A 21061-nucleotide genomic window follows, 5' to 3' on the forward strand; every position below is an offset into this window, starting at 1 on the left:
GCGTTGCGCTACTAGTTTGAACGCGAGTACAAACTGACGTGAACACCGTCCTCAAACGTGACGTCATGGCCGGTAGGTGTCGACCGTTGAGCCACTATTCGCTGACCCCGCTATCGCTGGAGCAGGCGGGTTCTCAAGCGGGAAACGCGAATTCTTGCTCAATGACGTCACGCGACGGATCCAGGCAAGAAGTGACGCAGTAATGGCGCAAAGTCCGTTGCATCCGTCGGCTTCGCGCAAAATGCGTCAAATCCCGCGTACTTCGCGCGCTGCATATCGGACTCGCTCGCCGCAGCAGAATGCGCGATCAGGATGATCTCAGAGGTGTTCTCGTCCGCACGAAGGTGCGCTGCGACTTCCAGCCCCGACATGCCGGGCATCCAGATATCGAGTAGGACGAGTTCGGGCTTCAATCGCGCGGTCGCGTCGATCGCGGCGCGGCCGCCGTAGACCGCATGGGCGTCGAAGCCGCAGATGGCCAGCACCATGCTGATGGCGTCGGCCGTATCCGCGTAGTCGTCAACGACGAGCACGCGCGGCGTGTCAGACACCGGCTTTTTTCTGCGCGTCCAGATCGCGCATTTGGGTATCAGGTGGACGTTCGCGGCACTCATGATGATCGTGGCGCTCCGCAGAACGGTTATCGCGGGACGGGTTACAGGTGTGGCTACCAACACGTGTGGCTAGTTTCGGCTGTGGCGCTTTTCCAAGGATCTTCGATCGAGCATCCGCCGGATTAAGATAGCGACTCGGCCGACGCTGCCCCGATATGCAGCAGCGCCGGTCAGTCTTACACCTCGGTGGCTTTTCCTGCGCCCAGATCGGCTCCGGTGGTCGGCTCGGCCGATGGATCCGAAGCCGTGCGCGATGCCATCGCCTGCAGCACCTCCACGTCCCGTTCGGTCACGGTCACGGTGGCCGTGCCGTCTCCGCCGTCGACGGCCGGTTGCGGGTCGTCGACGAACTCCCAGTCGCCGCCCTCGTTCCAGGGACCGCGCGCGTCATTTCCTTTCGACAAGTTGAAGTAGACGCTTGTGAACTCCGGTTTCCCCGGCAGCTTGCCTTGCGGGAAGTTTGGCTGAATCGAGTGCAGCGCCTTTTCGAACGACTTCTGATGCGCGATTTCGCGCGTCATGAGGAAGCCCAGCGCTTCCTTGATGCCCGGATCGTCCGTTACGTTAATGAGGCGTTCGTAGACGATCTTCGCGCGTGCCTCCGCGGCGATGTTGGAGCGCAGGTCGGCAGTCGGCTCTCCTATGGTGTCGATATAAGCAGCGGTCCAAGGCACGCCTGCAGAGTTCGTGAGTGCAGGGCCGCCGCCATAGAGCAGCGCGGTGGTGTGCGAATCGTTGCCGCCGCCGGTGAGTGAACGATACAACTCGGCTTCCGATTCCACGGCTTCCGCGAGCTGGCCTTTTGCGCCCTTGTTCAGCATCGCGACGATCGAGCCGATTATTTCGAGATGACTGAGTTCCTCGGTGGCGATATCGAACAACAGGTCTTTGCGGCCCGGATCATCTTCTCCGACGGCTTGCGTGAAGTACCGGCATGCGGCTGCCAGTTCGCCCTGCGGACCGCCGAACTGCTCGAGCAGCAGATTGGCAAGACCCGGATTGGGAGCGCTCACGCGCACGGTGTATTGCAGACGCTTGTTATGAACGAACATTTGGACGACTCCTCTTCGAGCGCATGAAACCCGTCACGGGCTCAGCGCGAATCATCAAGTTGAACGGTTTAGCTCGCAGCGACCAAGAGGACCCCAAAGCGTCGCTTACGGTCACGCTGCTGCGAGCCTCAGTGCTAAGCAATCGCACTGGCGTATCGCGGAGGGAAGCCGCGTGTTGAATGAAGGGCCACTATCCGGATCGAATTCCTCGCCTCGGCCTGAATGGGAATCAGCAACGCGTGTGCCATGCGATTCCACGGTCGTCCGGAGGCGGGCATCTTCGATGCTTACAACTCAGCGCATTGACAACGGGGAAAATCATGAACGTCAAATCGCTTATGGGCCGAACCTTCGCATGGCCCGCACGCACGTTCAAACGTTTTGGCGCTGATCGCGCCGCACCGATGGCCGCGAGCATTGCGTTTTATTCTGCCTTTTCGCTGGCGCCGACGCTCGTTATGGTGATCGCTGCCGCAGGCCTCGTGTTCGGTGCAGAGGCCGCTCGCGGGCAGCTTTTTCATCAGATTAGCGGCATGCTTGGGAAGGACGCCGCCGAGAGCGTCCAGACAATTGTCTCGCATGCGCATCGGAGCGGAGGCAGCGGCATCGCGGCCGTGATTTCGTTCGTGTTGCTGGCCGTGGGCGCGTCCGCGACGTTCTCGTCTTTGAACACTGCGCTTTCCATCATCTGGCCGACGCCCAATGAACGGAAGTCGGGGGTCGCCACGCTCGTTAAGGTGCGGCTGATCTCGTTCGGCCTCGTCATGGGCGTCGCCTTCCTGCTGATCGTGTCGCTCGTGCTGGACACCGCCGTGCAGGCCGCGGGCAAGTGGGTGTTCGGTGATTCGCCGCTCGTCGTCATCGGCGATATCGTGCAGCTCTTGCTCGGCCTGGTGATTCTTTCGGGCGCATTCGCCGCGCTGTTGAAGTATCTTCCGGACGGCCACGTACCGTGGCGCGATGCGCTCGTGGGCGGTGTCATCTCCGCGGTGCTGTTTTCCGTCGGCAAGAAGCTGTTCGCTTTGTATCTCACGCACGCTGGCACGGCGAGCGCGTTCGGCGCGGCTGGCTCGCTCGCCGTGCTTTTGATGTGGCTGTATTTCGCTGCCGCCGTCATACTGCTCGGCGCCGAAGCCGCTGCAACGAGAGTCGAAGCCCGAGAAGGGGGGGTGAGGCAAGGCGAAGCGACGGATGGCGAAGCGCAGGCATCCCGCGAGGAGCGTGCGCCTCGTGCGGCGCCGATGAAGGTGCCCGCGGACGCGCGTGCGCACGCCGCTCTCATTGCCGCACATGCGATCGTGTCCACACCCGCGGTGCAAGCCGGCCCGCGCGTTGCGCCAATCGGATCGCGAGTGATCGCAAAGGCTATCGATGCAGTGAAGGCGAATCCGAGGCGCTTCGCGATCGCAGCGGCGGGCGCGAGCCTCTTCATGTTCATGAAGGGCGCACATCCCGATGACACGAGACGACGGAGCTGACCGCATTTCCGCCGCAACTATGCAGCGGAGCTGCCGAGGCGAGAAACGCAATGTCTTAGGTACAATCGTTTCGTCGCCGGTAATTAACTCCTGGCGATTTGAGAAGGCGCTCACGTTCACGGACGAGGTCAAAACGCTTGAAAGAGTGGGGCCGCGCTCGGCAAGGAGAGGCAAGCGCAAGAACACTTCGATGACCCGGCGGAGCCGACCGTCAACGCGGGCTCCGCAATTACTGCCTGTAGCCGCAATTAGCGTGGCGCGAAGTTGAACTTCAGATGTAGAGCATTCGCGTAGCCTAGTCGTGAGGATTAACGACGCCCGCACCGAACGCCCAACCGATGCCGAGCCACTGACGATGCCCCAAGCAACGGACGCCGCGAAGGTCCACGACAGGCCGGCGTCGAAGGTCGGGCTTGTACACAGTGCGAGCCCCAGCAGCATGACGGGGTAGGCAGCGCCATCGAGCTAGACCATTCGCGCCCGAAAGGGGCAGGCGGGCGATCCCTTTGATCGCGAGGAACCCGAATGCTTCTTCGAGCACGTCCCACTCCCTTAGCCGGGAGGTCAGCGGCGCCGCGGTCAAAGCGCATAAGCGATATTTGTGCGCGATCCTGAATAAGGGCCGACATGATCGGCGACGTATCCGCGACCCCGTCACGATAGCCACGCACACGGGGGCGATTGCATAAACAGGACTAGCCGCGCGGATACAACGCGGGCAGCTTGCTTTGTAGGCCGTGCTAAAAGGGGTACGCGGCTTGCTTGCGCATGAGGCAAATTGGCAAGCGTGCGGGGCAAAGATATGGCCGAATCAGACAACGCTGACCGCAAGGACGCGACGTATCCGTATTCATCGGGTGGATGGGGATCGTTGAGAGCGGTCGCGGGTGCAGTTATTCACGCGAAGGCGCCGCTCAAGGTCAGCACGGTGCTTCTCAAACAGAACAAGCCCGAAGGCTTTGCGTGCGTGAGCTGCTCGTGGGCGAAGCCCGCCGATCCGCACACCTTCGAATTCTGCGAAAGCGGGGCGAAGGCGACCGCGTGGGATCTCACCGCGAAGCGCATGACGCCGCAGTTCTTCGAGCTCCACACGGTGACGGAACTCTGCGCGTGGCACGATCACGATCTCGAAGACGCCGGGCGTCTCACCGCGCCGTTGCGCTATGACGCCGTCACCGACAAGTACGTGAGCGTCAGCTGGGAAGAAGCCTTCGAGGACATCGGCCGCGAGTTGCGCACGTTCGATCCGAAGCGGGTCGCGTTCTATGCATCCGGTCGCGCATCGCTGGAAACGTCGTACATGTACCAGCTTTTTGCACGCATGTACGGCACCAACAATCTGCCCGACAGCTCGAACATGTGTCACGAGAGCACGAGCGTTGGACTGAAGGAAGCGATCGGCGTGGGTGTCGGCACCGTGAGACTCGAAGACTTCGAGAAGACCGATCTCATGTTCTTCTTCGGCCAGAACGTCGGCACCAATAGTCCGCGTATGCTGCATCCGCTACAGGAAGCCAGAAAGCGCGGCGTGCCGATCATCACGTTCAATCCGTTGCGCGAGCCGGGCTTGTTGAAGTTCAGCAATCCACAATCGCCGGTCGAGATGATGACGCCCGCGCATACGCTGATCAGCACGCAATATCATCAGGTGAAGACAGGCGGCGACACGGCGGCGTTGCTCGGCATCTGCAAGATCGTCATCGACGCCGACGATCGCGCCCGGGAACGCGGCGAGCCGCGCGTGCTCGATGTCGATTTCATCGAAACACACACCGTGGGATTCGAAGCCTTCGCGAACTATGTGCGCGCCGCGTCGTGGAGCGAGATCGAACGCGTCTCAGGACTGCCGCGCGCGGACCTCGAAGCCGCCGCTGCGGGATACATGCGCGCGAACGCGGTGATGGCGCATTACGGCATGGGCATCACGCAGCACAGGCAAGGCGTGCAGAACGTGCGCATGCTATGCAATCTGCTCTTTCTGCGCGGCAATGTCGGCAGGCCGGGCGCGGGGCCGTCTCCGGTGCGCGGGCATTCGAACGTGCAGGGTCAACGCACGGTGGGCATCACCGAGAAGCCGGAACTCGCGCCGCTCGACAAGCTCGCAAGCCAGTTCGGATTCGAGCCGCCTCGCGAGAAGGGCATGAACATCGTCGAGACTTTCGAGGCAATGCTCGACGGCAAGGTCAGCGCGGTCATCAATCTCGGCGGCAATCTCGTGCGTTCGGTGCCGGACCGCATGCGCATCGAGCCGGCATGGCGCAATCTGAAACTCACGGTCAATATCGCGACGAAACTCAATCGCAGTCATCTCGTGCATGGCGAGAAGTCGTACATTCTGCCGTGCCTGAGCCGGATCGAAATCGATACGCAGGCAAGCGGCGCGCAGGCGGTGTCGATGGAAGACAGCACCGGTTGCATTCACGGTTCGCGCGGCGTGGCAGAGCCTGCTTCGCACGATGCGCGCTCGGAGCCGTATATCGTCGCGGAACTGGCGAAGCACACGCTCGGCGACGCTCGACGGTGGACTGGGATCGCTGGCGCAACGACTACGCGCTGGTGCGCGATGAGATCGCGAAAACCTATCCCGACACCTTCCACGACTTCAACAAGAGAATGTGGACGCCGGGCGGCTTCCCGCGCAATCTGCCCGCTCGTGAACGCCAGTGGCAAACGAAAAGCGGCAAGGCGGAGTTCTTCGTGCCCGAGACGCTCGGCGAAGATCCCGATATGCCCGAGCGCGAGCCGCAGTCATTGCGCCTCATGACGCTGCGCAGCGACAGCCAGTTCAACACGACGATCTATAGTCTCGATGACCGGTTTCGCGGCATCAGCGGCGACCGAATGGTGATCTTCATGTGCGAAGCCGACATGACGCAACACCGTCTAAGGAAAAACGACCGCATCACGTTGCGCACGATCGTCGACGATGGCTTCGAGCGACGCGTCGCAGGCCTGCGCGTACAGCCCTACGACATACCGCAGGGATGCATCGCCGGCTACTACCCGGAGTGCAATCCGCTCCTGCCTTTATGGCACTGCGCCAAGGAAAGCAAGGTGCCGGGCGCGAAGTCGATTCCGGTGCTGATCGTCGAGGTGAATGGAAGGCCGCGCTAAGCGTGACGAGAATCACGTATGGCGTCCGCCACGCCGCGCGTCGGCGGCCCCCCGCAGACGATGCGCGATAGCGAGAGCGCCAAGCGACATCACAGCAAGCGAAGCGAGCGGAAACGTGCCGACGGTGTTCGCCGCGATCGCAGTCGGCCGATGCTGCGCGACGAGTTGCATGCGGCGCTTCGTCATGCGCATGCCGAGTTCGGACAGCTGTGACGCCAGCGCGCGCTCGGCAGTGGGAAGCAATACCGTTTCCTCGTCCGCGACGTGATGCATCACTTCGCGCATGAGCTGCATGAAGCGCGCATCGTAAGCGGCGTCTTGCGGCCCCATGGCGCGCAGCTTCGCTATCTCTTCCCTCATCGCGTCGTGCTCGGGCTTGCTCTTCGTTAGGCGCTCGTCACCGGCCATCACCTCGCTCAGCGCGGGGTAAAAAATCTCTTCTTCCAGTTGCGCATGAATTTCGAGCGCCGTACAAGCGAGTTCGACGATGGAGCGCTTTCTCCACCAAGACGTTTCAGCGTGATACCGATGAAAAGTCGCCATCACGTGCGTGTGATCCATGCGGATCATCGCCGTGATGGTTGGGAATGATGAGATGTACATGGCCACTCCTTCGCGCTGGCGGGGCCGAGAGCTCGTCCCGTCCGGATAAAAGCACTTAAGCAAGCACTGTTCCGCCTCCCGCATCATGCTTCAAGTGTGCCAGAGCGGCGAAGTCGTCGTAATCGACGAGACTTCTTACCGATGGACGGAATGCTGGAGGGCATGACCCGTCAACGCGAGGTCGCAGGAGGGGTCGTCCATCGACGGCGCTGGGACCGGGTTGCTGCTACGTAATCATCGCAGCATAGTGTTTGGCCTAGGTGCTTGCCCAAGAAGCTTCGCTAGGAATGGTGCGATCGCACTGCGGAAAATCGCGCCGAAGAGGGCAGAATCGCGCGGAAATGCAACGTGCACGAGATTCGACCACACGTGAATGCGGCGACCCTTTGCCGCCCGAAAGCCAGCAAAAGCACCTCCTAACGTACCTCCGACACCTTTTTCCGCATGAACAAGCCTTGGTCCGGCTTGAGGTTCGCGGCGGTGGGAAATGCTGGCTCGAAGCCCATGCGCCAGAAGAAACGCTGTTCCGACAGGTTCGGTCTCGGCATTTCGACCATAAGAGAGTGGTATCCGGCCTTTGCCGCATTCGACTCGAGTCCCGTCAGCACGGCTCTTCCGATGCCGGCGTTTGGCATTCGACTATAGATACAGACCAGCTCTGCGACACCGAAGTCGAGTCGCCTGAAAGCACCACAACCAACAGCCTCACCCCTCGCGGTTCGAGCAATAAGAAAACGCCCTCGGGCGGTGCTTATGTCACTAGGCGAGAAGCGCGACTTTCCGCCGACACCCAAATAGAGGGCATGCATGGCTGCAATTTCGTCGAGGAGAACACGCCCATCGTAGGACCATGTGCCTTCTCGTTGCACGAGTACAGGAAGAGAAGCGGCTGTCATGCGAGTGTATCCTAAGGCGAGCGTTCCCGTCTGCAGCAAGAAAAGAGCCACACATGACCTCAGGTGATTCTGAGCGCGAGTCGGTTCAGGCGTGACTAGGCGTCTCCAGCCGGTCAAATCCAATGCCGCGGAGTGCGAGCGTGATGACCAAAGCCAACCCGGGACCTGAAGTTGCAACTTGGCGAGAGCGCGTACCGTGGCTGGTCTGTTAACGACCTTAGCAGGGGATCTGGGCAAACACGCACTCGACTGGCTGGCAAGGTACAGCAGTTGCTTGCCAGCACTCGTCACTACTCGAGGAGCAATCTATGGCTGGCGACACTGCATATAAACCAGGTGAGCGCGTGAGAGTATCCGGTATCTATTCTGTCGTCCATGACGATGGCAAAGATAAGTTCGATGTGACGTGCGTAGAGGGCGAACACTTCCCGCCGACACGCAGCGGCAAGGGAGCGCACTTTGAGCTGAAATACGCTGCAACGCATGCTCACAAACACGATGAATTGAAGGGAGCGGAAGCACGAAGCTAGCTCCGCGCGGGCTCTCGGCCCCTCCTTCGAACACCCGCGGCGAAGCTCGAGAGCCCAAAATTACATCGAATTAACCACCAACCATCAACGATTGAAGACGCATATTGTCTTGGGAGCTCGTATGTCTGATCATGTTTACAAACTTCTCGAAATCACAGGTTCTTCACCTGAATCGTCCGATAAAGCTGTCGAGGTTGCGCTTCAAAAAGCGTCCAGGTCAGTGCGGAACATTGAATGGTTTCAGGTGACAGAAACTAGGGGCCATACAGAAGGCGGCAAGATTGCGCACTGGCAAGTGACCTTGAAAGTTGGGTTCCGCGTCGACGACTGACGATTATCAAGCACGAAGGGCTGGGTGGACCGCCAGTCTACGGCAGTCGCTTCGTCGCAGAGGCCAGCGACTGCTTCGTCGTCCAGTAATCGCTCCAAGGGTCGCTTGCCTGGAAGCTCAAGTACTCGCGAGCGGTCTGTACGGTCCACTGCGAACCGCTCTTGAGGTCAGCAAGTTGTTCCCAAGCAACTGGCATTGAAACGCCTATCCCCGGCCGGGCTCGAGCCGAAAATGCTGCGGCGGTCGTTTGGCCCTTCCCATTGCGAAGGTAGTCAACATAGATTTTCCCCACGCGATTCGATGGACCAGAGACCGCCGAGAAGCGCGCTGGAATCGTCTTCGCGAGCTGTGCAACGAACGATTTCGAGAATTCCTTTACTTTGGCGTGGTCAAGGCGGGGGTTCAGCGGCACGACTATGTGCAAGCCCTTGCCACCGCTCGTTTTCAACCACGCTTGCAAGCCCAACTCCGACAGTAGCAAGCGGACGAGTAAAGCCGCTTCCTGAACGTGAGCCCATTTGACGCCCTCGCCAGGGTCGAGGTCGAAGATGACCCTGTCTGGCGCCTCGAGCCGTCGCACTACCGAGTTCCATGTATGGAATTCAATAGTGTTCATCTGCGCCGCGGATAACAAAGCCTCCGCTGTGTCGACCGTTAGCAATGGCGGATGCTTTGGCCACAAATCACGGTCGTGCGCTTTCAGCCCGGGCATCGCTGTGCGCTCGGCGTGCTTTTGGAAAAAGAGCTTACCGGCTACGCCTTCAGGCGCACGCACGAGGGCAACGGGCCTGTCTTTGAGATGAGGCAGCATCCTCTCCGCGACGCTGGCGTAGAACCGAACGAGGTCGGCTTTCGTCACCGACGCTGACGCATCAATCACGCGTTCGGGATGCGTTATCTTCATTTGAGGATGAGACCCAGGGGCCCGGGTCGTCCCGCCTTCGCGAACTACGCCACGAGCGTCCTTGTCAAGGCGCAGACCTATGAAGGACGCTTGCCGAATCACTTCATCGGCCGTCCACTCAGTGAACTCCACCTCTGCCACCAGGACAGGCATTACCCATCTCTCGCTCCCGACCGCTCGCTTTGACCATCTGCCTGGCTTCTTGAGTGGCGTGTGAAACGGCGTTGCGTCGAGCTCAAGAGGTGTGAGTTGCTTCCAGAGGTCGCGTGCAGCCTTCGAATCCCAACCAGTCCCGACACTCCCCGCGTCATGAAGCTTGCCGCCGACGTAATAGCCGAGTAATAAGCTGCCCACTTCTCCGTCATTGCCGCCACGCGCGGTCATGCCACAAATAACCAGTTCCTGTCGCAGCCGTGCTTTCGCCTTCAGCCAAGTTTGCGTACGCCCCGACTCGTACGGTGCGTCGCGACGCTTAAGCATTAGCCCTTCCAACCCCAATCCTGTCGCCGCTTCAAATATCTGCGCCGGCGGAGCGTTAAAGTCCTGGCTGTATAGCAGCCGGTTTCCTGAGTTTTCAACAATCGGCGCTAGTACCGCACGCCTGGACCACAGTGGCACCCTCCGAAGGTCTTTGCCGTCAAGGAATATCACGTCGAAAAGGAAGTAGACGATGTCGTTGTTCGATTGCCCATCAACCGCGTTTTGAAGAGCGGAGAAACTGGGGATACCGTTTTTTAGCACGACAATCTCGCCGTCCAACCATGCACTCGAGAGAGGTAGGTCCTTGAGTTCAGCGACCAATAATGGGAATCGAGATGTCCAGTCGTGCCCGTTGCGTGTGAACAGCCTCACTCGCTTCTTCTCGATGCGAGCTAGCAGTCGGTAACCGTCTAGCTTGGATTCAACTATCCAGTCACCGCCTGCTGGCAGCGAAGGCGCTAGCGTTGCCAGTTGAGGTTCAAGCTTAGCGGGCAGCGACGCTGCCACTGCATCCGACAGGTCGACCTCCGGGAGCGCAGTGGGCCGATTTCGGAAGAGCGAGACTCGCGTTCTTCGACAAGTCCAAGGGGACTGGCAATGACGCTGTCGGGGAGTGCCTTGATGACGTCGTATTCGGCGAGCGGTCGCGCCCACTCATCGCGTTTCTTAAACATCATCCACTGGTCGGCCTTGTCTCCCGGCTTTGATATCCGCACCAGCTCCCACAAACCGGCGAGCTTTTCACCGTGCAATCGAAAAATCAGTTTTCCTGCTTCCATACCCTTGTCAGCGTCTCCGACCGGCTCCCACGTCCCACGGTCCCACACAATGACCGTGCCTGCGCCATATTGCTTGGGAGGGATGGTTCCCTCGAAGCTAGCGTAATCGATAGGGTGGTCTTCAACGTGCACCGCCATCTGCTTCTTCGCAGGGTCGTAGCACGGCCCTTTGGGAACAGCCCATGAGAGCAGCACGCCGTTGTGTTCGAGCCGGAAGTCATAGTGGAGGCGACTGGCCCAATGCTTCTGCACAACAAAGCTGCTGCCCTGAGTCGGCGTTCTGTTTGCCACACTCGCCTTCGATGCAGACGGCTCAGGCGTGGCACCAAAGTACCGCTTATCGCGATAGCGCTTGAGTGGCGTTGCCGCTGCAGTTTTTCCGGACGAAACCATCGCGGTTTCCCTCGGTTCGATGGGCTGATTTTCAATACGCCGATCGTTTCGCCCGGAAAAGTAGCCGACCTTCCACCTTGGATGTTCGGGTGAATTGCAGAACTTCTCAAAACTCTTCCATCTGCGGATCGGGGCCGCGTGTCGGGACTGCGGGCGCGGCGAGCCTGATTGCGCGGCCGGTGCGAGCGGACTCGTAGATCGCCTCGATGATGCGCTGATCCTGTAAGCCTTCTTCGCCCGGTGTGTGCGGCACGATGTCATCTTTCACGCACACCGACATGTGGTCGATCTCGCGCGCGAACTGATTCTGCGGATCGATCTGCACTTCGGTAGCCGCGCTCTTGCCGCCCAGCAATTTGCCGTGCCGCAGGCGCAATCCGTTGTAGCCGAACGCCGGATCCATCTCCACCCAGCCCTGCGCGCCCTGCAGCCTGAAGAAGCGCGACTCGTGACTTGCATAGCTCGACATGCACGTCGCCGTCAGTCCGCTTGGAAATCGCAGGATGAAGTGCACGGACGCCTCCACTTCGACAAAGCGCGGGTCGGACTCCGGCCGATTCACCGTCGCGATGACTTCCTGCGGCTCCTCGCCGGAAAGAAAGCGCACCGCATTCAGGCAGTAAAGCCCGATATCGGGCAATGCACCGCCGCCCGCCAGCGCTTTGTTCAATCGCCATTGGGACGGATCGCCAACGTTCTGTGAATTGCCCGCGATGAACTCGCGCAGCGGCCCAAGTTGCCTGTCCTTCACCATCTTCGCGATCATGCGATCCATCGGCTCGTATTGGCTGCGATATGCGATCATGAGTTTGCGGTTCGCGCGCTTCATCGCGTCGACCATGGCCTGACAATCGGCGACGCTATTCGCCATGGGCTTTTCGCAGAGCACGTGCTTGCCGATCTTCGCGGCGCGCAACGTGAATTCTTTGTGCATGCCGTTGGGTAAGACCATGTAGACAACCTGCACGCGCGGGTTGTCGGCGAGGCGCTCAAAACTTTGATAGTCGTGGATGTCAGCCTCCGGCACGCCGTACTGGCGCGCGACGCGCAGCGCCTTCGCGCGATCGCCCGAAACCAGCGCGGAGACCTTCGAGTATTTGCACTGCGCGAGCGCTGGCAGGATCTGGTTGAGCGACAGGCGACCGAGTCCGACGATCGCATAACCGATGCGGTCGTCGGGCGGCAAGCTGGCGTCCGGTGTCTCTTCCTTCTGCTCAGTGTTCGGATCCTGAATCAGCGGGAGCTTGACTTGATTGGCGTCGGCGCCCGTCGGACCGGCAGCCCACGCGTTGCCAGCCGAAGCGGCGGTGAACGCGACCGCGATGCCCGCGCTTCCGCGTAATAAGAACGCGCGCCGCCCGGTTCCTGGCGGCGTGGAAGTCGATTCGGGTTCAAGGCGCGTAGGGTCGTTGCGGGCAGGCATGTTGGTCGCGGCAGCGGGGCGCTACCTGCGCGAAACCAAAGGGCGCCGCGCAGCGACGTCGTAAAGCAGCGTCGGGAAAGCCGATGCGATGGCGTCACGGCACTAAACCAGTCGAGAGACGTGGAGGTTATCGTGAAGACGCATGTTCACGAGTTGCTAACCCGAGCGATAGGATCGGGCACCGCGGCAGGGCTGGCGTCGGCGGCGGTCGCATCCGCCGGCGCGATGCACAGGGGGCACGGACCGTGCGCTGCGATGAACGCCGTCACGCACTTTGGTGCGTCGGGAGTTTGTCCGTAGACAGGGACGCGAGTTCGTTGATCAGTTGACTCGCGGCGTACTGGGTTTAGGCGTTATTGGCTGGCGCCCGAAGGCGTGTCGCTGGCCGCGGTAGCAGGGAAGCTCGCCGCAGTCGGAACCGAGGCGCCCGATGCTGGCGCGGCGGCCGCGGTGTCGCTGGCCGCGTTCCCCGTGGTAACGGTGGTGCGGTTGCGGTTGCAGCCCGCCATAAAGCAACTGCACGTCGTCAGTGCGATGATCAGCGAGATTTTGATTCGGTTGGAAGCTTTCACGGTGCGCTCCTGGTCAGACGGCATTGATCAGCAATGAGCCCATTGGGGCTGGTTTTTTGCCCGTACATTGCGTAGCACGGCGGTAACCCCTCTCTGTAAAGTAAAGCTCTGCCATGCACTCGGTCGACGCCGGGACGCGGAAGCCGCTATGTATGTTCCACGATATCGCGCTAAGTGGTCGACGTCGACGAACACGACATGACTCGTTTGGTCTTTTTAGATCAGGGAGCACCGCGCGTACCTGACTTATGAGACGGCGGACGCGCCGGACGCAAGCGGTTGACCGCGCCGGCGCTCGACGAATGTTCGTGGACTTCGTCAGCGAGTCGCTCGCGGCAGTGTCGGACGCTTCGATGTCCTATTGCGCCGCGGCCTCCAACACGCCCGAAAGATGTCGCCGAAAATTTACCAGACATGAGCACGAGGGGCGTGCTTGGGTAACAAGATCCAACTCGACGGCAGCGACCACGACGGTACTGGCGGATTGGAGTGATGCATCGATCGGTGCTTCATTTGTGAATGGACGTGCATGCCTGCGCTGACACCGGAAAGCAGCCGGCCGGGATGGTCGCGCTAAAGCGACGTCGCGACAGGGTCGACGGCGAGGTAGCCTCCACCTCGGCGCGAAATCGACACCTTCCGTGCTGGGTCGGGATGAATGAAAGTAGCAGCGTTTGCAGGTCCGTCCCGAAGGTACGGGATTTGCTCAGGTTGCTTAGGCACGCGCGCCCTTCCAAAGACACGGGGGCTGGCCGCAATCGGCCAGTATCGACAATGCTGTTTCTGTTCGTCGAAGATGATGAAAACGTCGCGGCGGCGTTCGCCGAACTGGCCGCATCGCTCGGCCATCATGCGGACGTTGCGCGCACCGGCGGCGAGGCGCTACGCATGACAGGCCAGACGCGCTACGACTCCGTTTTCATGGATATCGGCCTGCCCGATATCGACGGACGCAAGCTCTGCGAATACGTTCGCTGCGCGGGTGCATCAACCGAAGCGTGTATCGTCGCGGTGACCGGTAAGAGTGGATTCGACATGGAATCATCGCGTCAATTCGACGGTTATCTGCGCAAGCCCGTTACCGCGTTGGAAGTCGCGGAAATCATCCGGCGCTGTTGAGGCGTCAACTCGCGCAGGATTGCGTGGATCGAGTGGAAACGTATTCAACATAACATTCACTTAAGGCAAGCTGCGCTACGATCGCAGCACGACAACGCACGCGCGCCCTTCATGAATAGATACTTCACCAATAAGCAGGGCGCCATCCGCCGCATCATCGACCTCAAGCGCAATGGGCCTGAGGCGTGCGGCGCGACGGTCGTCGGCGAGCATAAGGACGGCAGGGAAGTCCACGGGCTCGAACAAGTGCTCTTTAATTTGCGAATCGGGCGGATCGCTCATTTCACTTGCAGCAGTACCTTCGTCCAAGAGATCGTCTTCGTCAGCTAGCCGACGAAGACGACGACCTTTAACGTCCCCTAATCGCATAGAGCCGCGTCGGTAACGCGGTGGGGCTTTGCGGGTTGAACCAACTCATGTCGGGAATCCGTGAGTCGGTGACATAGATCGTGCCATCCACGCCTTCCGAGAACGTATCGGGCCAGACCAGGCGCTTATCGCGCAGGAGTGTGGTGAAGCGCTCGCCATCGCGCATGCTTATCGCATGATGTTCGACCGACGACACATAAAGCCGCCCGCGTTCGTCGAACCATAGACCGTCAGCGGGACCATCGATGCCGGCGGCCTCGACCCGCGCCGACACCTGCTGCGCGCTCAACTGCGCGTTTTGAAGGGCGTCGGTCGCGATGCGATAGAGCGTTCTTCCCTCCACCGCCTGCCAGTACAGATAGCGCCCATCGGGCGTCAGCGCGATCCCGTCAGCGGAGAAACTTACGCGTCGTCCATCTGTCTGCTGTAGCGGCTTGCCGTCGACTTTGACGGTCACGCTCTTGTCGGCCTGCGTGCTCGGATCGCCGTCGAGCACGCGGCGCGCCGAGCCGGACGCCGTATCGACCACGACGATCGCTCCGCGCACGCCGGAGTCGGTGATGTAGACGAAGCGGCCGTCCGGGCTGTTGCGCGCATCGTTGAGATAACTGCCTTGCGGCGCGATCGTTTCGTCGAACGAATAGGCATGCGCGACGCGGTTCGACGTCAAGTCGATCTGCACGAGCTTCGGCGCCCCCGGCACGACGAGCGACTGGGCCGGCGCACCGGCATCGATGACCCAGAGATTGCCGCGCTTATCCGCAACGACGGATTGAACGCAGACCCAATGGTCCTGCGGGGTGACCTCGTCGCGTCGGGAATTGCGCCAGCTATTCCATTCGACATCGGGATACGGTCGAAGATCGCCGGTGCTGCCGAGCTCGGCGACGGAGATCGGCGCATCTTCCGTCCAGCGCGGGAAGTTGACGAAAATGCGGCCATCGGGCGTTACGGTGACGCCGGTCACTTGATGCTCGAACGTCGCCAGGAGCTGCAGCCGGGCATCGCCGCTTTGCCGATCGTGTCTGATAACGGATTCCTGTGCGCTGCCCAACGGCGCGAGGGCGGCGAGGCAAAGGGCGAGAAGGGTTTTGACGAGCGGTCTCATGATCGGCTCCGAGGCGAGGATCCGCCAACTCAGCAATCGCGATGCCGTGGCATGCGCACGGGCGATGCTCGTGATCGGCGCGGTGATCGGCACCGCGGTCGGTCTCGTGACGCTGCATTATTTCCCCGATGTCGCCGATGCCTTGCCACGATTCGCCCTCGCGACGCTCGTGGCATGCATTGCATCAACGCGCCTTCCGACCACGAACTAAAGCATCGTCGTGGCTGCGGCGCTCGCGCTCGAGTCTTCCGCGAGCATCGCGGGCGCAGTGTCGCGTGCAGGAGCAATCGCGCTGGGCGCGGCCATCGGCATCGGCGTGTCGTTGAGCGTGTGACCGCAATTCTCCCGTTCGCGCGCCTTCGAGATCATGGGCGAGCTTCTGAAGGTGCTGGCGTCGCGCATCGCGCGAGTACGCGATCGCGCTCGCTACTATCTGCGAGCACTGGCTGCGTGGATGCGCGGCGGCGGGCCGCTGCCAACGGCCGAACGTTTTTTCGGGCCACTGAACGATACGTCCGCGGCCATCCGGTCCGACATCGCGGCCGCTATTTCCGGCATCGAGGCAGATTTACGCCAGTTGCAGTCGTTGTCGAGGCTGTCATTCGCCCTGGAACAGGTCGGGGGAAATCTGGAGAGCATCGACGGGCACTTTGCCGACCGCGTAAGCCGTTTGGAAGACAACGGAACAGCTCCTGCTATGCTGGTCAGCCACCTACGACAAACAATATGACGAAGAACAGCGAAGCGAACAAGCGGATGCCCGCGCCCGATGACCGACAGGCGCTTCTCTCCGAACTGCGCCGTTGCAAGATGGCGCGCTCGCCGCACGCATACGTCAGGGGCAATACAGAACGATTTTACGAGTGGGTGATCGAAGCGAACGGAGACTCGCTGCCTCACGGACCGGCGATCTGGATTTGCGGCGACTGCCACACCGGCAATCTTGGGCCGATCGCCAATGCGAAAGGCAAAGTGGAGATCCAGATTCGCGACCTCGATCAGACGGTGATCGGCAATCCCGTGCATGACGTCGTCCGCCTGGGATTGTCGCTCGCGACGGCTGCGCGCGGGTCCTCATTGTCCGGCCTGAACGTCGTGCGAATGATCGAGGCGTTGGCTGCCGGATATGAATCCGCGTTCGCAGGTGAGGTCATTGACATCAAACGTCCTGAACCTGTTCACGTGACGATGAAGGAAGCCGTGCGCCGGTCGTGGCAGCATCTCGCGCGTGAGCGCATCGACGATCTTCATCCGGCGATTCCCCTGGGAAGGCGATTCTGGCCTCTTGCCAGAGACGAGCGAAAGGCGATCGAAGCGTTTTTCGCCGACGAAGACATTGCGAGTCTGCCGACCAGCCTGAAGGGTCGCAAAGACTCGGGCGAGGTTGTCGTGCTGGACGCGGCGTATTGGGTGAAGGGTTGCAGTTCCCTCGGCCGTCTGCGCTATGCGGTCCTGCTCGATATCGATGGTGGCGTCGTGGAAGGCGACGACCTGTGTCTGATGGACATCAAGGAAGGCGTGAAGCCCGCGGCGCCCCGTTATGATGATGTGGCGATGCCGCGCGACAACGCGTTGCGTGTCCTCGAAGGTGCCCGAAACCTCTCACCGTATCTCGGTGAGCGAATGCGCGCAGCGCGCCTGCTCGATCGCGGCGTCGTTATCCGCGAGTTGTTGCCGCAGGACATGAAGCTCGAGATCGAGGCGCTCGGCAAGGATGACGCGATGCACGTCGCGCACTATCTCGCGGCTGTCGTAGGTAAGGCACATGCGCGGCAGATGGACGACGCAACGAAGCGGGCGTGGCGAGCGGAACTCGGTCGCAATCGATCGAAGACCATCGACGCGCCGCTATGGCTTTGGAACAGCATCGTCCAATTGGTGAGCAACCATGAAGCGGGCTACCTCGAGCATTGTCGGCGTTACGCGACCGGAACTTGACTGTACGATCTACCAATCGCTCGCTTGTTGTGAGGTCCTCCAGCGTAGCTACGTTTTAATTCTCGTTATGTGGGCGCGCTCAGCGCCAAGCGGACCACGCGTGAAAGCTCGTCAAGTTGAAATGGCTTGCGCAGCGCCGTGAGGCGCTTATCAGCGAGCGTCGAAATATCGACATCTGCGTAGCCTGTGGCCAAAATTACCGGTAAGCTTTCGCGAAATTCTCGGGCCTTCTCTATGACCTGCAATCCGTTCATCCCGGGCATGGCATAGTCGACCATCAGCAGGTCGGGATCGTCGATGTGAAGGCGCTCGAGACCGCTAACGCCGTCACGTGCTTGTGAAACGGTGTACCCGAAGGCCTGCAGGCATTCGACAAGCATGCTCCGGACGTCCTCGTCATCCTCAATTACGAGGATGTGGCGGCCCTCGACCGCGCGGTTATCCAAGTTTGACCCGGCGACGATTTCCTGCATTTCCTTTTCTACGAGCGGCAACCACATCTCTACAGTGGTGCCTTTTTCCAGTTCGCTCGCAATGCGCGCAACACCGCCTGCCTGCCGTGCGATTCCGTACACTTGACTTAATCCCAGTCCGGTACCCTTGCCGACCGGCTTTGTCGTAAAGAACGGGTCGAACACGCGAGATAGCACACCTGGCTCGATGCCCGTTCCGGAATCGCTCACACTGATGACGACGTAGCGTCCGGCGGCAAGTGTTTCATCCGGCGCAGGGCGCTCGTTTGCGTGGATGGAAAGGCGTCCGCCGCCCGGCATGGCATCACGCGCGTTAATGGCAAGGTTGAGCACGGCGAGCTCTAGCTGGTTCGCGTCCGCCCGCGTCCAAAGATCTTTCCCGTCCGCATGGGTAGAGAATGCGATGGCCGGTCCCAGCGAGATCGAGATGATGTCACGCATGCCTTGGAGCAGCGAAGTAACGTTCACGGCCTTCAAGTCGAGATTGCTCGTGCGTGAGAACGTGAGCAATTGGGCGGTGAGCTTGCCTCCACGCTCAGTGGCGCGTTTGATCGTTGCTGCCATCTTGCGCACCCGCTCATCAACGCTTAGACGAGCAAGCAACTCGGCGTTGGCCATGATGACATTAAGAAGATTGTTGAAATCGTGCGCGATGCCGCCGGTCAGCTGGCCCAGCGCTTCCATCTTTTGCGATTGCACAAGCACGGCCTGCACCTTGGCGCGCTCATGGATCTCTTTCATGAGCCGATCATTCGCCGATGCAAGCTCACGCGTGCGTTCGCTGATACGACTTTCGAGCGATTCATTTAGGTGCTCGAGCGCCCCTTGCGCTTTCACGCGTTCGATCAGATGTTGCTCGGATTCCGCCAGATGCTTGCGCGACTCATACTGCCGAGCGCGGGCGCGCAGGGACGACGTCACCGCACGACGCAACGTCTCGGAGTTCAAGGGCCGCTCAAGAACCAGTACGTTTCCAAGCTGTTCGAGCAGGTCGAGGCTCGCCATGGGACGGCGGCCGGCGAAACGCCCTGAGAGCAGGATGATGGGGAGATCGGACCAGGCAGCTTGATGCTCGAGCCACTCTCCGAGCGAGCGAGCGCTATCGTCCTGAATGGATTCTTCCGTAACAATCGCAACGCCCGCGCCCCTTTCGAGTTCCTTCAAGAGACATTCCGAGTCAAGACAAGAGAAGCAGCTTCGACCGTCGCTCGCGAGAACGTCGGCGATGACATCGGCGTCGCGGCCGAAGGGCGCCATGATGAGAACGCGAAGTTCCATTGCGCTAGTCGGAGGAGGGTGTTTTATTGCCGTTCGAAGGGGGCAGCATAGCCGTCTCCCCCTGGTACCTTGGAAGACCGCCCAGAATGCCTTCGAAATCACGCAACGCTTCGCCGACGATTAGGCCGCGGTTGCCTAGCTGGAACTGGCGTATCGAGCGCTCGTGCCCGCTCGCGCGACTTTTGACCGCGGTCACCGCGGTGAGCACTTCACCCCGACGCTCGAAGTAGCGGAACAGTACGACCACATCGCTAAGATAGCTGATATCAATGTCGCTCTGAATCTCGCCGATGACACCATGCTGCCCCAAGACCAGTAGGGTGATGACGCCGCGCTGATTAAGATAGGTGAGCAACTCATGCATCTGCAACAGCAGATAGCGTTCGCCAGGCATGGCTTGCAAGAACGCGTTAAGACTATCAATGGCGACAAAGCGCGCGTTGTCCCGCTCGACGCTGCGACGCACATCACTCGCAAACTCGCCCGGCGAAATTTCGGCAGGGTCGACTTGGCGCAGGGTCAGCAGCCCACTTTCCAGGTGGGGCCTGAGATCAATGCCGAGGCTGGTTAAACGCCGTAGCAGCGTGGTACGCGTCTCGTCAAACAGATAGTAGACGCAGGCTTCTCCGCGCTCGAGTTCAGCCAGCAGACATGAGGCGACGGTTGTCGTTTTACCGACGCCCGATGGCCCGACGAACAGCGTGTTTGTGCCTGGGACAAGGCCGCCGCCGAGGAGCGCATCGAGCCCGGATGTCCCAGTGCTCAATGCGTTCGCCGAATAGTCGCTGTGATGCTCTGCAGCGACGAGGCGAGGATAAACCTTGATGCCCCCCGTTTCGAGCGTCATGTCGTGGTATCCCTCGCGAAACTTAATGCCACGCATCTTGGCAATGCGCAGTCGCCTGCGTTCGCCACCATAATCGTGTGCCAGATTGTCGAGGCTGATCACGCCATGCGCGATGCTATGTAACTGAAGATCGCCGGGTTCCGAGGCGTTGTCATCAAGCAGCATCACCGTGCAGGCACGGGTCGCGAAATAGCGCTTCAGTGCGAGGATCTGACGCCGGTATCGCAGCGGGTTCTGCGACAACATTCGGAGTTCGGACAGGCTGTCAAAGACGAGGCGGACCGGCTTCAAGTCGTCGACCCGCGCGATGACGTCACGGACGGTTTCGCCCAATTCAACTTCCGCGGGATGTAAAATCGTTTGTTCGTAACGAGGATCGAGGCCCTCATCGGTGAGCAGTTCAATGATCGTGATGTGCGCGGTGTCCCAGCCGTGACTTTCAGCGACGGCCACGAGTTCGGCCTTTGTCTCCGATAAGGTCACGTACAAGCCTGGCTCACCGACTTCGGCACCCTTAAGTAAGAACTGCATGGCCAACGTTGTTTTGCCTGCACCCGGGGCGCCTTCGAGAAGATACATGCGGTGCGGCGTCAAACCACCGCCCAGGATATCGTCCAGGCCGTCGACGCCCGATGAGATACGGCACGGATCTGGCTGATTGATCGTCGCTAACATATGTTGAAGTGTGGTGTTGTACCGTCGGCCGCCATGTCGAGCAAAAACTGGGCCGCGTTCGCGTCGGCGTGCGGGAGATTCTGAG

General features: G+C 60.5%; 20 protein-coding genes and 1 pseudogene. 10 read left to right on the forward strand and 11 right to left on the reverse strand.

Annotated features, from left to right (window positions below):
* Nucleotides 1-167: 167 nt before the first annotated feature.
* A complete protein-coding gene (locus tag IAG25_RS38590; protein WP_309244016.1) occupies nucleotides 168-677 on the reverse strand; it encodes a response regulator in 510 nt (169 codons plus the stop codon).
* A 113-nt stretch (nucleotides 678-790) separates the two neighbouring features.
* Nucleotides 791-1666: a manganese catalase family protein gene (locus tag IAG25_RS38595; protein ID WP_187609541.1), complete on the reverse strand. Its 876-nt coding sequence runs from the start codon at nucleotides 1664-1666 to the stop codon at nucleotides 791-793.
* Between the two features lie 320 nt (nucleotides 1667-1986).
* On the opposite strand from IAG25_RS38595, the gene IAG25_RS38600 reads away from it, so the two are divergent.
* The gene (locus tag IAG25_RS38600) at nucleotides 1987-3144 is read left to right on the forward strand and encodes a YihY/virulence factor BrkB family protein (protein WP_187609542.1); all 1158 of its coding nucleotides are present in this window, start codon (nucleotides 1987-1989) and stop codon (nucleotides 3142-3144) included.
* A gap of 802 nt (nucleotides 3145-3946) precedes the next feature.
* A pseudogene (locus tag IAG25_RS38605) lies at nucleotides 3947-6258 on the forward strand (FdhF/YdeP family oxidoreductase).
* Nucleotides 6259-6270: 12 nt separating this feature from the next.
* Here IAG25_RS38605 and IAG25_RS38610 read toward each other — a convergent pair.
* Together IAG25_RS38610 and IAG25_RS38615 are read right to left on the reverse strand one after the other, a co-directional pair.
* Nucleotides 6271-6861, reverse strand: a complete 591-nt coding sequence (locus IAG25_RS38610; protein ID WP_187609543.1) for a hemerythrin domain-containing protein — start codon at nucleotides 6859-6861, stop codon at nucleotides 6271-6273.
* Nucleotides 6862-7277: 416 nt separating this feature from the next.
* Nucleotides 7278-7757, reverse strand: a complete 480-nt coding sequence (locus tag IAG25_RS38615) for a GNAT family N-acetyltransferase (RefSeq protein WP_187609544.1) — start codon at nucleotides 7755-7757, stop codon at nucleotides 7278-7280.
* 308 nt (nucleotides 7758-8065) lie between these two features.
* Between IAG25_RS38615 and IAG25_RS38620 the strand changes: the two genes are divergently transcribed.
* On the forward strand, nucleotides 8066-8287 hold the full coding sequence (locus IAG25_RS38620) for a hypothetical protein (RefSeq protein ID WP_187609545.1): 222 nt from the start codon (nucleotides 8066-8068) through the stop codon (nucleotides 8285-8287).
* Between the two features lie 121 nt (nucleotides 8288-8408).
* Nucleotides 8409-8618, forward strand: a complete 210-nt coding sequence (locus tag IAG25_RS38625; protein WP_187609546.1) for a dodecin — start codon at nucleotides 8409-8411, stop codon at nucleotides 8616-8618.
* Between the two features lie 37 nt (nucleotides 8619-8655).
* Here the strand turns inward: IAG25_RS38625 and ligD are convergent, their stop codons facing one another.
* The 3 genes from ligD to IAG25_RS38635 all read right to left on the reverse strand — a co-directional run bounded on the left by ligD (nucleotide 8656) and on the right by IAG25_RS38635 (nucleotide 12597).
* Nucleotides 8656-10509 (reverse strand): DNA ligase D, encoded by a 1854-nt coding sequence (ligD, locus tag IAG25_RS38630; RefSeq protein WP_309244017.1) that lies wholly within the window; start codon nucleotides 10507-10509, stop codon nucleotides 8656-8658.
* The gene (locus tag IAG25_RS42180) at nucleotides 10461-11174 is read right to left on the reverse strand and encodes a DNA polymerase ligase N-terminal domain-containing protein (protein WP_309244018.1); all 714 of its coding nucleotides are present in this window, start codon (nucleotides 11172-11174) and stop codon (nucleotides 10461-10463) included. Before IAG25_RS42180 ends, ligD begins: the two co-directional genes overlap by 49 nt.
* A 106-nt stretch (nucleotides 11175-11280) precedes the next feature.
* Nucleotides 11281-12597, reverse strand: a complete 1317-nt coding sequence (locus IAG25_RS38635; RefSeq protein ID WP_187609547.1) for a Gfo/Idh/MocA family protein — start codon at nucleotides 12595-12597, stop codon at nucleotides 11281-11283.
* Between the two features lie 375 nt (nucleotides 12598-12972).
* Between IAG25_RS38635 and IAG25_RS38640 the strand changes: the two genes are divergently transcribed.
* The 3 genes from IAG25_RS38640 to IAG25_RS38650 all read left to right on the forward strand — a co-directional run bounded on the left by IAG25_RS38640 (nucleotide 12973) and on the right by IAG25_RS38650 (nucleotide 14618).
* Nucleotides 12973-13206 (forward strand): hypothetical protein, encoded by a 234-nt coding sequence (locus IAG25_RS38640; protein ID WP_187609548.1) that lies wholly within the window; start codon nucleotides 12973-12975, stop codon nucleotides 13204-13206.
* Nucleotides 13207-13688: 482 nt separating this feature from the next.
* Entirely contained in the window at nucleotides 13689-14288 is a 600-nt protein-coding gene (locus IAG25_RS41835; protein ID WP_255504309.1) for a response regulator, read from the forward strand.
* 111 nt (nucleotides 14289-14399) lie between these two features.
* Nucleotides 14400-14618 (forward strand): hypothetical protein, encoded by a 219-nt coding sequence (locus IAG25_RS38650; protein WP_187609549.1) that lies wholly within the window; start codon nucleotides 14400-14402, stop codon nucleotides 14616-14618.
* 19 nt (nucleotides 14619-14637) lie between these two features.
* Here the strand turns inward: IAG25_RS38650 and IAG25_RS38655 are convergent, their stop codons facing one another.
* On the reverse strand, nucleotides 14638-15765 hold the full coding sequence (locus IAG25_RS38655; RefSeq protein ID WP_187609550.1) for an L-dopachrome tautomerase-related protein: 1128 nt from the start codon (nucleotides 15763-15765) through the stop codon (nucleotides 14638-14640).
* On the opposite strand from IAG25_RS38655, the gene IAG25_RS38660 reads away from it, so the two are divergent.
* A complete protein-coding gene (locus tag IAG25_RS38660; protein ID WP_187609551.1) occupies nucleotides 15764-15976 on the forward strand; it encodes a hypothetical protein in 213 nt (70 codons plus the stop codon). The genes IAG25_RS38655 and IAG25_RS38660 overlap by 2 nt on opposite strands.
* Here IAG25_RS38660 and IAG25_RS38665 read toward each other — a convergent pair.
* Nucleotides 15973-16134, reverse strand: a complete 162-nt coding sequence (locus IAG25_RS38665; RefSeq protein ID WP_187609552.1) for a hypothetical protein — start codon at nucleotides 16132-16134, stop codon at nucleotides 15973-15975. The two genes, IAG25_RS38660 and IAG25_RS38665, sit on opposite strands and share 4 nt — an antisense overlap.
* Here IAG25_RS38665 and IAG25_RS38670 point away from each other — a divergent pair.
* Both IAG25_RS38670 and IAG25_RS38675 read left to right on the forward strand, forming a co-directional pair.
* Nucleotides 16133-16495 carry a hypothetical protein gene (locus IAG25_RS38670; RefSeq protein ID WP_187609553.1) on the forward strand — a complete coding sequence of 121 codons (363 nt, stop codon included), beginning with the start codon at nucleotides 16133-16135 and terminating at the stop codon, nucleotides 16493-16495. The two genes, IAG25_RS38665 and IAG25_RS38670, sit on opposite strands and share 2 nt — an antisense overlap.
* A complete protein-coding gene (locus IAG25_RS38675; protein WP_187609554.1) occupies nucleotides 16492-17703 on the forward strand; it encodes a DUF2252 family protein in 1212 nt (403 codons plus the stop codon). The genes IAG25_RS38670 and IAG25_RS38675 overlap by 4 nt, the downstream gene beginning before the upstream one ends.
* Nucleotides 17704-17768: 65 nt before the next feature.
* Here the strand turns inward: IAG25_RS38675 and IAG25_RS38680 are convergent, their stop codons facing one another.
* Nucleotides 17769-19454 (reverse strand): response regulator, encoded by a 1686-nt coding sequence (locus tag IAG25_RS38680; RefSeq protein WP_187609555.1) that lies wholly within the window; start codon nucleotides 19452-19454, stop codon nucleotides 17769-17771.
* Nucleotides 19455-19458: 4 nt separating this feature from the next.
* The gene (locus IAG25_RS38685) at nucleotides 19459-20976 is read right to left on the reverse strand and encodes an ATPase domain-containing protein (RefSeq protein WP_187609556.1); all 1518 of its coding nucleotides are present in this window, start codon (nucleotides 20974-20976) and stop codon (nucleotides 19459-19461) included.
* Nucleotides 20977-21061 lie beyond the last annotated feature (85 nt).

It is taken from the genome of Caballeronia sp. EK (assembly GCF_014384845.1).
GTDB classification, from domain to species: domain Bacteria; phylum Pseudomonadota; class Gammaproteobacteria; order Burkholderiales; family Burkholderiaceae; genus Caballeronia; species Caballeronia jiangsuensis.